At 73.5% G+C, this 12,755-nt stretch carries 13 protein-coding genes; 6 read left to right on the forward strand and 7 right to left on the reverse strand.

All coding sequences use genetic code 11. From position 1 onward, the window contains the following. Window positions 1-188: 188 nt before the first annotated feature. From pheS to IIE03_RS12320, 4 genes are all read left to right on the forward strand, one after another. Entirely contained in the window at window positions 189-1,295 is a 1,107-nt protein-coding gene (gene pheS, locus IIE03_RS12305; protein WP_192863046.1) for a phenylalanine--tRNA ligase subunit alpha, read from the forward strand. Window position 1,296: 1 nt separating this feature from the next. After that, complete coding sequence (gene pheT, locus IIE03_RS12310) at window positions 1,297-3,912, forward strand: phenylalanine--tRNA ligase subunit beta (RefSeq protein WP_192863047.1); 2,616 nt, start codon at window positions 1,297-1,299, stop codon at window positions 3,910-3,912. Continuing rightward, window positions 3,905-4,786 (forward strand): SDR family NAD(P)-dependent oxidoreductase, encoded by an 882-nt coding sequence (locus IIE03_RS12315; protein WP_318842956.1) that lies wholly within the window; start codon window positions 3,905-3,907, stop codon window positions 4,784-4,786. The genes pheT and IIE03_RS12315 overlap by 8 nt, the downstream gene beginning before the upstream one ends. Window positions 4,787-4,948: 162 nt before the next feature. Next, on the forward strand, window positions 4,949-6,217 hold the full coding sequence (locus IIE03_RS12320) for a hypothetical protein (protein ID WP_192863048.1): 1,269 nt from the start codon (window positions 4,949-4,951) through the stop codon (window positions 6,215-6,217). A gap of 28 nt (window positions 6,218-6,245) precedes the next feature. Here IIE03_RS12320 and IIE03_RS12325 read toward each other — a convergent pair whose 3' ends face one another. The 7 genes from IIE03_RS12325 to IIE03_RS12355 all read right to left on the reverse strand — a co-directional run bounded on the left by IIE03_RS12325 (window position 6,246) and on the right by IIE03_RS12355 (window position 12,060). Next, on the reverse strand, window positions 6,246-6,680 hold the full coding sequence (locus tag IIE03_RS12325) for an SRPBCC family protein (RefSeq protein WP_192863049.1): 435 nt from the start codon (window positions 6,678-6,680) through the stop codon (window positions 6,246-6,248). Beyond that, a complete protein-coding gene (locus IIE03_RS12330) occupies window positions 6,680-7,465 on the reverse strand; it encodes an LLM class F420-dependent oxidoreductase (RefSeq protein ID WP_192863050.1) in 786 nt (261 codons plus the stop codon). The genes IIE03_RS12325 and IIE03_RS12330 overlap by 1 nt, the downstream gene beginning before the upstream one ends. Window positions 7,466-7,579: 114 nt before the next feature. Then, window positions 7,580-8,383, reverse strand: coding sequence for a methyltransferase domain-containing protein (locus IIE03_RS12335; RefSeq protein ID WP_192863051.1), 804 nt, complete (start codon window positions 8,381-8,383; stop codon window positions 7,580-7,582). A gap of 36 nt (window positions 8,384-8,419) precedes the next feature. After that, entirely contained in the window at window positions 8,420-9,070 is a 651-nt protein-coding gene (locus IIE03_RS12340) for a response regulator (protein WP_192863052.1), read from the reverse strand. Further along, a complete protein-coding gene (locus IIE03_RS12345; RefSeq protein WP_192863053.1) occupies window positions 9,067-10,299 on the reverse strand; it encodes a sensor histidine kinase in 1,233 nt (410 codons plus the stop codon). Before IIE03_RS12345 ends, IIE03_RS12340 begins: the two co-directional genes overlap by 4 nt. Next, window positions 10,296-10,982 carry a DUF2306 domain-containing protein gene (locus IIE03_RS12350; protein ID WP_192863054.1) on the reverse strand — a complete coding sequence of 229 codons (687 nt, stop codon included), beginning with the start codon at window positions 10,980-10,982 and terminating at the stop codon, window positions 10,296-10,298. The genes IIE03_RS12345 and IIE03_RS12350 overlap by 4 nt, the downstream gene beginning before the upstream one ends. A gap of 94 nt (window positions 10,983-11,076) precedes the next feature. Next, a complete protein-coding gene (locus IIE03_RS12355; protein ID WP_192863055.1) occupies window positions 11,077-12,060 on the reverse strand; it encodes a quinone oxidoreductase family protein in 984 nt (327 codons plus the stop codon). On the opposite strand from IIE03_RS12355, the gene IIE03_RS12360 reads away from it, so the two are divergent. Both IIE03_RS12360 and IIE03_RS12365 read left to right on the forward strand, forming a co-directional pair. After that, the gene (locus tag IIE03_RS12360; protein ID WP_192863056.1) at window positions 12,059-12,241 is read left to right on the forward strand and encodes a hypothetical protein; all 183 of its coding nucleotides are present in this window, start codon (window positions 12,059-12,061) and stop codon (window positions 12,239-12,241) included. The genes IIE03_RS12355 and IIE03_RS12360 overlap by 2 nt on opposite strands. Next, complete coding sequence (locus IIE03_RS12365) at window positions 12,238-12,732, forward strand: GNAT family N-acetyltransferase (RefSeq protein WP_192863057.1); 495 nt, start codon at window positions 12,238-12,240, stop codon at window positions 12,730-12,732. The genes IIE03_RS12360 and IIE03_RS12365 overlap by 4 nt, the downstream gene beginning before the upstream one ends. The last annotated feature ends 23 nt before the right edge of the window (window positions 12,733-12,755 follow it).

Here is a 12,755-nt window from a genome sequence, read left to right on the forward strand (position 1 = left end):
CACCGATTTACCGGGCCCGTCAGGGGCCTAGTGGTGCGCGCTGTTCGCGTGTGCTGATCGTCGCGCGATTCCTCCCTGTGGATGGAGCGACCGGGGCCGTGGCGGGCATCTAGACTGCACCTGCCGCGTGCGGCGCCGCCCGATCCGGGTCGGTGCCCCCGGCTCCCGACCCCGCCAGGAAGGCAAGCATGTCCACGCCCGACGTTCAGGCCGCCGTCGATCCGCTCGACGAGGCGGCGCTCGATGCCGCCGTCGAGCAGGCCCTCGCCGAGATCGCGAAGGCCGCAGACCTCGACGAGCTCAAGGCCGTCCGTACCACCCACACCGGAGACCGCAGCGTTCTCGCGCTCGCGAACCGCGCCATCGGCGCGCTGCCCGGACCCGACAAGGCGAGAGCCGGCAAGCTGATCGGCCCGCGCCGCGGCCGCGTCAACAAGGCCGTCGCCACGCGCCAGGCCGAGCTCGAGGCCGAGCGGGACGAGCGCGTGCTCGTGGAGGAGTCCGTCGACGTGACCCTCCCGACCGCGCGTACCGCCGCCGGTGCGCGGCACCCGATCGAGCTGATCCAGGAGCGCATCGCCGACTTCTTCACGGGTCTGGGCTGGGAGATCGCCGACGGTCCCGAGCTGGAATCCGAATGGTTCAACTTCGACGCGCTGAACTTCGGCCCGGACCACCCTGCCCGCCAGATGCAGGACACGTTCTACGTCGGCGGGACCGAGACCGCCGGCGCGTCCGCCCCGGCAGCCGGCTCGCCTGCCGGGACGTCGTCGAACCTGGTGCTGCGCACCCACACCTCGCCCGTGCAGGCCCACAGCCTGCTCGAGCGCGGCGTGCCGCTGTACGTCGCGTGCCCCGGCAAGGTGTTCCGCACCGACGCGCTCGACCAGACCCACACGCCCGTGTTCCACCAGGTCGAGGGGATCGCGGTGGACGAGGGCCTGACGATGGCGAACCTCGTGGGCACGCTCGACGCGTTTGCGCGGGCGATGTTCGGCCCGGAGGCCCGGACCCGCCTGCGGCCGAGCTTCTTCCCGTTCACCGAGCCCAGCGCCGAGATGGACCTGTGGTTCCCGCAGAAGAAGGGCGGCGCGGGCTGGATCGAGTGGGGTGGCTGCGGCATGGTCAACCCCAACGTGCTCCGGTCGGCCGGCATCGACCCGGAGGTGTACTCCGGGTTCGCTTTCGGCATGGGGATCGAGCGCACGCTCATGCTGCGCCACGGCATCGCTGACATGCACGACATCGTGGAGGGCGACGTCCGCTTCTCCACCCAGTTCGGGACGGAGATCTGACGTGCCCCGCATCGTGAAGGACTGGCTCGCCGACCACGTCGAGCTGCCCGCAGGCCTCGCCGCCGAGCAGCTCGCCGAGGCCCTGGTGAAGGTCGGCCTGGAGGAAGAGGAGATCCACCCGGCGGCCGTGACCGGGCCCCTCGTGGTCGGCAGGGTGCTGGAGCAGCACCCGGAGCCGCAGAAGAACGGCAAGACGATCAACTGGTGCCAGGTCGACGTCGGTCCGCACAACGAGGACGGCAAGCCGGTTGCCGACGGGGGGACGCCGCGCGGCATCGTGTGCGGCGCCCACAACTTCGGCGTGGGCGACCTCGTGGTCGTCTCGCTGCCCGGTACCACGCTGCCCGGTGGTTTCCACATCACCGCACGCAAGACGTACGGCCACGTGTCCGACGGCATGATCTGCTCCCCGGCGGAACTCGGTCTGGGCGGGGACGCCGGCGGGATCATCGTGCTGCCACGCGACATGGGTTTCTCTGAGGCGGACCTGACACCGGGGCAGGACGCGATCGAACTGCTCGGCCTCGGCGAGGAGGTCCTGGAGATCAACGTCACGCCGGACCGTGGGTACGCGTTCAGCTACCGTGGCGTGGCGCGCGAGTACGCCCACTCCACGGGGGCCACGTTCACCGACCGCGGCGTGCTGACCGGCTCGGAGCCGGCGGCGACGCCCGACGGATTCGAGGTCCGCCTCGAGGACGCGGCACCGATCGACGGGCGGGTCGGCTGCGACCGGTTCGTCACGCGGATCGTGCGCGGCATCGACCCGTCCGCACCGTCGCCGGAGTGGATGCGCCGCCGCCTGGACAACTCCGGGATGCGGTCCATCTCGCTCGCCGTGGACGTCACGAACTACGTGATGCTCGACCTCGGCCAGCCGCTGCACGCCTACGACCTCTCCCGGGTCGCCGCGCCGCTCGTGGTGCGCCGTGCCGCGGCGGGGGAGAAGCTCACCACGCTGGACGACGTCGAGCGCACGCTGCACCCCGAGGACCTGCTCATCACCGACTCGCACGACGACGGCACCGGGTCCCGCGTGCTCGGACTCGCGGGAGTGATGGGCGGTGAGTCCACCGAGGTCAGCGACGCGACCACGGACGTGCTGGTGGAGGCCGCCCACTTCGACCCGATCACCGTGGCGCGCACCGCGCGCCGCCACAAGATCCCCAGCGAGGCGGCCAAGCGGTTCGAGCGTGGCGTGGACCCGCTGCTGCCCGCCGTGGCGGCGCAGCGCGTCGTCGACCTGCTGGTCGAGTACGGCGGCGGAACCGCGGATCCGGCGGTGGGCGACGTCGGCGGCACCGCCGAGGCGTTCTCCCGGACCCCGATCGTGCTCCGGGCCACCGAGCCGACCAGGCTGTCGGGCGTCGAATACACGCCCGAGCAGGTGCGGTCGACGCTCGAGGAGGTCGGATGCGAGGTGCGGGCGTCGACGGACACCCCGGGAGATGCACCCGCCGAGACCTTCGCCGTCACACCGCCGACCTGGCGTCCCGACCTGACGGACCCGGCCGATCTGGTCGAGGAGGTCGTGCGCATTCGAGGCTACGACCAGATCCCGTCGGTGCTGCCCAAGGCGCCGGGCGGCCGCGGCCTGACCGCCGAGCAGCGCACCCGTCGGTCCGTCGCCCGCGCCCTGGCCGAGACAGGATTCGTGGAGGTGCTCAGCTACCCGTTCGTCGGTGCCACCGACTACGACGCCCTGGGCCTGCCCTCCGACGACCCGCGCCGCACCTCGGTCCGGCTGGCCAACCCGCTGGCCGAGGACCGCCCCTACATGCGGACGAACCTCCTGGTCACGCTGCTGGAGACGGTGCGGCGCAACGTGTCGCGCGGTCTGTCGGACCTCGCGGTGTTCGAGACCGGTCTCGTGACCCGTCCGGCGGCGGACGCGCCGGCGGCTCCCGCGCTCCCGGGCGGTGCGCGCCCGTCCGATGCCGATCTGGCGGCCCTCGCCGCCGCCACGCCCGACCAGCCGCGCCGGGTGGCCGGCGTCCTCACCGGCGACCGCGAGGCGGCCGGTTGGTGGGGCACGGGTCGCGCTGCCGACTGGGCCGACGCGCTCGAGGCGGCGCGCCTGGTCGCCGAGCGCGCAGGCGTCGAGGTCACCGTGTCGGCGGATTCCGGGCACATGCCGTGGCACCCCGGCCGTTGCGCGAAGCTGGAGGCCACCGATTCCGCCGGCCGGACGCACCTGATCGGCCACGCCGGCGAGCTGCACCCCAAGGTCGTGGAGGCGTTCGGCCTGCCCGCCCGTGCCTCGGCGTTCGAGGTCGGCCTCTCGACGCTCGTGGCCGTCGCGCCGGACGAACCGGTGACGGCCACGCCGGTCTCCGCGTTCCCGGCCGCGAAGGAGGACTTCGCGTTCGTGGTCGATGCCGGGCTCCCGGCCGCCACTCTGCGGGACGCGATCGTGTCCGGCGGCGGTGCGCTGCTGGAGGACGTGAGCCTGTTCGACGTCTTCACCGGCGAGCAGATCGGTGAGGGCCGCAAGTCCCTCGCCTACGCGGTGCGGCTGCGCGCGGCCGACCGCACGCTGTCCGCTGACGAGGTGCGCGGGGTGCGTGAGTCGATCGTCGCCGCCGCGGAGCGGGCAGGGGCGGTGCTGCGTGCCTGAGGCCGTGGACGCCGTCGACACCGTCCCGCCCGCCCGGACCGCGCTCGTGACGGGCGCGTCGCGCGGTATCGGCCGCGAGATCGCCCTGGGCCTCGCGCGCGCCGGGCTCGACGTCGCCCTGCTCGCGCGGGACGGACAGCGGCTGGCCGAGGTCGCGGAGGAGATCCGCGGCCTCGGCCGGGCCGCCGTCGTCCTCACGGCCGACGTGACCGCGGAGGCCGAGGTGCGCGACGCCGTCGCACGCGCCGAGGCACCGGCGGCCGACGGCGGCCTCGGCTCCCTCGACCTGCTGGTGAACAACGCCGGACGCATCGAGGCGGAGACGCCGCTGTGGGAGTCCGACCCGGACGACTGGTGGGCGACGTTCGAGGTCAACGTGCGTGGCGTCTACCTGGTGAGCCGGTACGTCGTGCCGGGCATGCTCGCGCGCGGCGCCGGACGCGTCGTCGACCTCGCGTCCGGGGCCAGCACCCACGGGCGCCCCGTGATCAGCGCGTACGTCGGCAGCAAGACCGCGATCCTGCGGATGGGCGAGCATCTGCACCTCGCCGGGTACGACCGCGGCCTGCGGTCCTTCGAGGTCGCGCCCGGCGTCGTCGCCACCGACATGACCGCCTCCATGCCGATGCACCAGGAGCGTACCGAGTGGACGCCCGTCGCACGGACGGTGGACCTGGTGAACGCGATCGCGGCCGGAACGCTCGACGCCTGCTCGGGCTGGCACGTCCGCGCCACGGACGACACGCCCGAATCGCTCCGGGCCCTTGCCGCCTCCGCCGGGAACGGTCCCGTGCCCGCGGCGGCCCGCCGTCGGCTCCGGGTGCTGCCCGCCGGGCCCGAGGACCCCTTGGGCGACCTCTTCACCGGACGGTGACCCGCCGGGCGGGTCACCGCCCTGCAGGTCGGGAACGGCCCTGCCGGAGAGTGCCTGACCTGGGACGGTACTCGTCACTTTGCTGGCGCACGCGGCATCCGGTCTCTACGGTGTGGGAGGTCGCCGCCGCGACCAGTTCGCTACCGAACGAGGGGGAGAACCATGCGACACGGACGTACCACTGTCCGGACCACGCGGACGCTGAGCGCCGCGCTCGCCGCGGGGCTGCTCGCGGCCGCCGGCCTGACCGCCGCCGCACCGGCCACCGCGGACACCGAAGCCGTGCCAGGGTCGTCAGCCGCGGCCGTCGAGGCAGCCGCGACCAGACTCACGGCGAGCAACTTCCGGTACGGGCTGGGCGAGACCTCGCCGTCCCTGATCAGTGCGCTCGACAGCGCGCTGCCCAACGTCTCGGTGTCGACGGTCGCGAACGACGGGAACCGTACGGGGGCGACGTGCGGCGCGCCGTCGGTCAGTCACCGGCGGGCGTACTTCTGCTGGAACTCCGGGGACCAGTCCACCTCCGCGTGGTACCCGCAGGGCATCACCACCAGCTCGGACGCGTACGGCGCCGGAACCTACGAGGGCAAGCGGATCCTCGTCGCGAGCTGGTACGACCACGACGGGGGCATCGACAAGGGCGCCCGGCTCAGCTTCGTCGACCTCGACGGCGGCACGTCGAACCCGTCCTACCGGCACGTGCTGCTCGTCGAGCCGACGGGGACCAGCAGCTCGCCGTCGTACAGGCCGGTCAGCGTCCACGCCGGTGGCCTCGCCTGGTACGGCAACCACCTGTACGTCGCCGACACATCGGGCGGCTTCCGGGTCTTCGACCTGGACCACCTGTGGCGTGTGTCCACGGGCAGCTCGACGAAGATCGGCCGGCAGTCGGACGGCTCGTACCACGCGTTCGACTACAAGTACGTGCTGCCGCAGACCGCGAAGTTCTCGGACTACACCGTGAACGGCTACGCCCAGATCCGGCACTCGTCCGTGTCGCTGGACCGCTCCAGCACGCCGGACTCGCTGATTGTCACCGAGTACCAGTCGCCGAGTGCGGTCGACGGGGGTACCCAGGTGCGCACCATCCGGATCCCGATTGACTATCGCGACCGGTACCTCAAGCCGGCGTCGGACGGCGTCGTCAAGGCGACCGAGGCGTACCGGATCGATCTGGAGAGCGTCCAGGGGTCGACCGCGCTCGACGGGGAGTTCTACTACTCGCAGAGCGACGGATCGAGCGGCAGCCCGAACTCCGACGGTGACCTGTACACGTTCGCGGCGCCGTCGGGCTCGCTCGTGCGGCACGGCAACGCGCTCACGATGGGGCCCGAGGACCTGTCCTACGACCCCACCCGCGACCACCTGTGGACCCTGAGCGAGTACCCGGGGCACCGCTGGGTGTACGCGACGGACGCGTCCAGTTACTGACGCGACCGACGCGCGAGGTGCTGCGGGCTCAGTCCGCTCCGGACTCCGCGCGCGCCTTCAGCCCGGCGAGCTCGGTCTCGACGAGCTGGCGCGTGCGTTTCCTGGTGAGGACGCCGAGCGGGCCGGCGAGCGGTCCGACCTGGGTGATCGTGAGCGTCACCCGGGACCGGCCCTCGCCGGCCCGCTCGACGACGTGCTCCGCCTGGGTGCGCATGCCCGGCACGGCGCTGGTCCAGGCGAACATGCGTGGCGGGTCCCAGTCGTCGACCGTCCAGACGGCGAGCGGCAGGCCCGGTTGCTCGATGCGCACGGCCGTACCGGCGTCGGGCGGGTTCGGACCGTCGACGATGCGGACCGACGTCATGGAGGACGTCCAGCCCGGCATGCCCTCGACGTCGGACAGGACCTGCCAGACGATCTCCGGTGGCGCGGCGACCTCGGCCGACGTCGAGTAGGAGGCCATCAGCCGGCGGCCTGCGCGTCGCGCCAGTCGATCCACCGCTTGACGTCGGACAGGTCGTAGCCGGGGCCGTTCGTGCCGATCGTGAACAACGTGGCCCCCGCGGCGACGAGGGCGTCCCCCGTCCGGGCGGGATCGCCGACGACGTCGACGGACCGCTCGACGAGCCGCGCCGTGTCGCGCCCGACGGAGGTGCCGTGCTCGTCGAGGATCGCCGACTTGCGGGTCAGGACGTCGACGCCGCCGAAGCTGTGCCAGATGTCGGCGTGCTCGGCGACGATCCGCAGGGTCTTCCGCTCACCACCGCCGCCGATCATGATCGGGATGTCCCGCGTGGGCGCGGGGTTCCCGGCCGCCAGGCGCTCGACGATGCGCGGCATCGCCGCGGAGAGCTCGGCGATGCGGGATCCGGCGGTGCCGAACTCGTAGCCGAACCGGTCGTAGTCCTTCCGGAACCAGCCGGCGCCGATGCCGAGGATCAGGCGGCCGCCCGACATGTGGTCGACGGTGCGGGCCATGTCGGCCAGCAGATCCGGGTTGCGATAGGAGTTGCAGGTCACGAGGGCGCCGATCTCGACACGCTCGGTCTGCTCCGCCCAGGCGCCGAGCATGGTCCAGCACTCGAAGTGCTTGCCCTCCGGGTCGCCGTGCAGCGGGTAGAAGTGGTCCCAGTTGAAGATGACGTCGACACCCATGTCCTCCGCGCGCAGGACGGCGTCGCGGATCTGGGAGTAGTCGGCGTGTTCGGGCTGGAGCTGGACTGCGATGCGGATCGGGCGGTCGGTCATGGCGCCAGGCTACGCCGCGGCAGCGCCGGATTCGCGGGCTCGGCTCTCGGCGAATACGGGAATACCCGCGTGCGAGGGACGCCGTACCAGGGATGCCGTGCGAGGGGTGCGGCGTCAGCCGCGTGCGGCGACCACGAACACCCGGCGGAACTCCAGCGGTGTCCCGTAGGGCCGCTCCGGATACGCCTCGCGCAGCGCGGCGCCGTAGTCCCTCTCGAACCGCTCCCGGAGCGCGGGATCCGCGTCCTGGAGCGCGTGGAGGGTCGGCTGGGCGCCGGTGGCGCTGATCCAGCTCAGTACCGGGTCCGGTCCGTGGAGCACGTGCGTGTACGTCGTCTCCCACGCGTCGACGCCCCAGCCCGGGCCGGCGAGCAGGTCGAGGTATCCCCCGGGATCCTCGGTGGCGCGGCGGGGCACCGGCGCGCCGAGCGCGGAGGCGTACGGCTCACGCGCGGCGATCTCGCGCAGCAGTCGGTGCGACGGCGCGTCGTGGTTTCCCGGGACCTGGAACGCGAAGACCCGTCGCGCGGAGTCCCGCAGATCGGGCAGGAGGCTCCGGTGCTCCGGGACCCACTGCAGCGCGGCGTTGCTCACCACGACATCGGCACCGGTCACGGAGAGACGCCCGGCCGCGTAGTCGGCGATGTCGCCCTCGATGTAGGTCGTTCCCGGATCGTGCAGCTCCCGCGCCGTCGCGATCATGGCGGGCGACGAGTCCACGCCCGTCACGGCAGCGTCCGGCCAGTGGGATCGCAGCACGCCGGTCAGGTGCCCCGGACCGCACCCGAGGTCGACGACGCCCGAGGGTGTCACCTCGCGTGCGGCCAGCAGTTCCGCGACGCGGGCGACCAGCTCACGGAACGACCGCGACCGCTCGTCGGCGAATCGCAGGTACCGGGTGGGGGACCAGTCGGCCATCGCGAACCCTCTCGCTCGACATCGAGTATCTCGACATCAAGATACACCGTGCTCGTACGCCCAGCGGGCCACCTCGACGCGATTCCTGGTGCCGGTCTTCGTCATGATCGCCCCCAGGTGCGTCTTCACCGTGCTCAGCCCGAGGTGCAGGTCCTCGCAGATCTCGCCGTTGGTCCTGCCGGCGGCGACCAGGCGGAGCACCGATGTCTCGCGGTCGGTGAGCGGAGCGGCCGGCGGGCGCGGAGGGTCGCCCGGTGCCGCTCCAGCGAAGTACGCGAGCAGCCGCACGGTGACCGCCGGGTCGATCAGCGCGTCGCCGTCGGCCGCGGCGTGCACCGCCTGCGAGAGCAGGGCCGGTCCGGCGTCCTTGAGCAGGAACCCGCGCGCCCCGGCCCGCAGGGCCGCGTGGACGTTCTCGTCGAGATCGAACGTCGTGATGACCACGACCGCCATGGGGTCGGCGACGTCCGGCCCCGCGAGCAGTCGCGTGGCCGAGACGCCGTCGAGCACAGGCATGCGGATGTCGAGGAGGCAGACGTCCGGGCGCAGCCGGCGCGCCTCGCTCACCGCCCGGGCGCCGTCCGCCACGTCCGCGACGACCTCGATGTCCGGCTGCGCGTCCAGGATCGTGCACAGGCCGGTGCGCACGATCTCCTGGTCGTCGGCCACCAGGACGCGGACCGTCATCGGCCCCCCTCGGCGGCGTGGCCGGGCCGCTCCGCCGGGACGGGCAGGACCGCGTGCACGGTCCAGCCGCGCTCCTCGTCGGGCCCGGCCACGAGCGTGCCGCCGAGCGCACGCGCCCGTTCGTTCATCCCGGTCAGCCCGAATCCCGTGTCCGACGGCGGCTCGTGGCCGGTCCCGTGCCGGGTGTGCGGCACGGCGGCGCCGTCGTCGTGCACGATCAGGTCCAGGACGCCGTCGTGACGCTCGAGCGTGACGGTGATGCCGGTCGCTCCCCGGGCGTGGCGCCGGGCGTTGGCGACGGCCTCCTGGGCGATGCGGACGACGGCCGTGCTCGTGGCCGCGGGGAGCGGCTCGACGCCGTCGGCCACGTGCAGGCGCACCGGGGGCGGGCCCGGGTCGGCGAGGTCCTGGAGCCGGTCCAGGCCGCGCGTCAGCTCGCGGGGCGTCTCGCTGCGGAGCACGCCGACGAGCGATCGCATCTCCGCCAGGGCACGCCGCGCCTCGGCCTCGACGAGCCGGAGGGCCTCGACGGCCGCGGCCGGATCGCCGGCCGCGGCCGTCGCGCTGACCTGGCCGGCCTGGGCCCGGACGGCGACGGCGGACAGGTGGTGGGCGACGGTGTCGTGCAGGTCGCGGGCGACGGCCTCGCGCTCGCGGGCCCGGACACGGTCCAGCTCGCGGGCCCGCGCCATCGACCGCTGGCGCACGACCTCGCCGACGAGCGCGACGAGGACGAGAACGGTGACGCCGCCGATCGCGTCGTCGAGGCCGCCCACGCCCGCGATCACGGACAGCGCGAGGCCCCCGGCGATCAGGGGCGTGCCCGCCAGGATCGCGCGGCCCGAACCCCAGCGGAAGAGCGCGTACGGCGCGAGGACGATGAGCACCGCGGAGTACATCGCGGTGGATCCGTGCCCCGCGAGGATGTCGGCGAGGTCGTGCGCCGCGCCGATGCCGAACGTCCAGGCGACGACGGCGAACGGGCGCACCCGCCGCCAGGGGAGCGCGACGAGGGCCGCGAGAGTGGCCAGCGCGGAGGCCACCGGCCACGCGAGGTCCTGGCGGAGCGCCGCTTCGACGACGAGGCCGACGGCCGCGATGCCCACGATGATCCAGTCGCGCCGTGCGGGCGGTGCGGCGCCCGGGGCGGCGGGTCGCCGGACGGCGGTACCGAGCGGGCGTCGGAGCGCCTCGCCGTTCGTCGTCCGCATATCGGTGATGGTAGTCATCGGGCGATCTTTCCGGGACGGCGGCGGAGGATGACCCATTCCGCGACCAGGGCGTTGATGACCCAGGCGAGGGTCATGAGGATGGTGTTGACGACCGGCATGGTGGGGTCGTCCGGCTGCGGGTTCGCGACCGCGAGCCAGGGGCCGAGCAGCACGGCCTGTGTCCCCGCGCCCATCGCCAGGGCGTAGGCCCGGGTCATCCAGGCGCCGTGCGTGACGTAGTCGTGCCGCCGCAGCGCGCGGACGGCCAGGACGAGCGCGGCCACCATGACGGTCCCGACCACGTAGCGGACGCCGTTCACCACCGCGGTGTCCTTGGCGGGCAGGTCGTAGAAGGCCGTCATCCACAGGCCGGACAGCGCGGTCGCCAGCCCGGCCGGGATCAGGACGGTGCCGGCGGCCCGGTGCCAGGCGTTGCGCCGGCGCCGGAAGCCGGGGGAGAACTGCAGCGCGCCCAGCAGGGAGTAGACCGTGACGGCGACGATGTGCACGAGGACGGGCAGCGGCGCCTCGACGAACCGCGCGTTCTCCTCGGTGACGGCCGGATCTCCGGCGAGCTCGGTGACGCGTAGGGCGCCGCCCAGGGCGGGGACGGCGGACAACAGCACGAGGCCCGACGGGATGAGCCAGTCGGCGGGACGCGATCGGGGACGGACGGCCGGGCGGGTGGTCGTGGAGGACATGCCCCGAGTCTTCGCCGGCGGCACCCGCCCCGGTATCGGCCATCCGGCCGGACCTCGCCGGCCGGACGGCCGATACGCCGACGCCCCGGGGCGGTCACGGCAGGAGCAGCACCTTGCCCGTCGTCGCGCGGCCTTCCAGCGCCCGGTGCGCCTCGGCGGCGTCCGCGAGCGGGAACCGCGCGCCGATCCGCACGTCGAGCCGGCCCGAGGCGGCCGCGCCGAGCACCTCTGCCGCCCGCCACTCCAGCTCGCCGCGCGTCGCCAGGTAGTGCCCGAGCCTCGGCCGCGTCAGGTACAGGGAGCCCTTCCGGTTCAGGAGCTGCGGATCCAGCGCGGGTACGGGCCCGGACGCCGCGCCGAACAGGACCAGCATCCCGCGGCGCCGGAGCGAGTCCACCGAGGCGTCGAAGGTCGCCCGTCCGACGCCGTCGTACACGACGTGCACGCCCGCGCCGTCCGTCAGGTCGCGCACCACCGCGGGCAGCTCAGCGGTGAGGTCGGACATCGCGGCGTAGTCGATCGTGTGCGCGGCGCCCGCCCCCGCCGAGAGGGCGGCCTTCTCGGGCGTCGACACCGTCGTGATGACGCGCCCGCCCCGCGCCGCGGCGAGCTGCGTGGCCAGCAGCCCGACGCCGCCGGCGCCGGCGTGCAGCAGCACGTCGTGCCCCGGACCGATCTCGAACGTCGAGGAGACCAGGTAGTGCGCCGTCATGCCCTGCAGGGGGAGGGCAGCCGCGGTCTCCAGGTCGAGGCCGGCGGGGACGTGGATCGCCTCGGCGGCGTCGACGAGGGCGAGTTCCGCGTAGGAGCCGGGCCCCTCCGCCCACGCGACCCTGTCGCCGACGGCGAATCCGTCGACCTCGTCCCCGACGGCTTCCACGGTGCCGGCTCCCTCGGACCCGACGACATGCGGGAACTCCATCGGATACATGCCGGACCTGCGGTAGGTGTCGATGAAGTTGACGCCGGCCGCCGCGACGCGGACCAGTATCCGGCCCGGTCCGGGGCTCGGATCGGGCACCTCGTCGTAGGACAGGACCTCGGGACCGCCCGCCGCGCGGGCCATGACTGCACGCATGCTGCGACCCTACGACGACGGCGGCCGGTCGCTCGACAGCCGGTCGTCGAGTGTCCGGCCCGAGGCGCCGGCCGTGCGGACGACGCCGGCCGCCGCACGGCTGGTCCCCGCACGGCTGGTCCCCGCACGGCTGGTCCCCGCACGGCCGGCGGGTCGTCGCCGGGTACCGTGCGACTCGTGACCCGTACCGTCCGACCCCTGACCGAGGCCGACTGGCCCGCCGTCTGGCCGATCATCGAGGCCGTGTGCCGCGAGGGCGAGACCTACGTCTACCCGACCGACATCACCGAGGAACAGGCACGCGCCTACTGGCTGGAGCCTCCGCCGGGCGCGGTCGTCGTGCTCGAGGAGGGCGGAGAGATCCTCGGGACCGCCAAGATGGGGCCGAACCGCCCCGGCCACGGCGACCACATCGGGACGGCCTCGTTCATGGTGGCCCCGGCGGCGCGCGGCCGCGGCGTGGCGCGAGCCCTGGGAGAGCATGTCATCGCCTGGCACCGGGAGCGCGGCTACCGGGGCATCCAGTTCAACGCCGTGGTCGCGTCCAACTCGCCCGCGGTGCACCTGTGGCAGAAGCTCGGCTTCACGATCGTCGGGACGGTGCCGGGCGCGTTCCGCTCGCCCGCGCACGGCGAGGTCGGCCTCCACGTGATGTTCCTGCCCCTGGAGTGAGGCGCGGGGCCGTTCGTCGAGCG

Source organism: Myceligenerans pegani (assembly GCF_014892515.1).
Classification (GTDB): domain Bacteria; phylum Actinomycetota; class Actinomycetes; order Actinomycetales; family Cellulomonadaceae; genus Myceligenerans; species Myceligenerans pegani.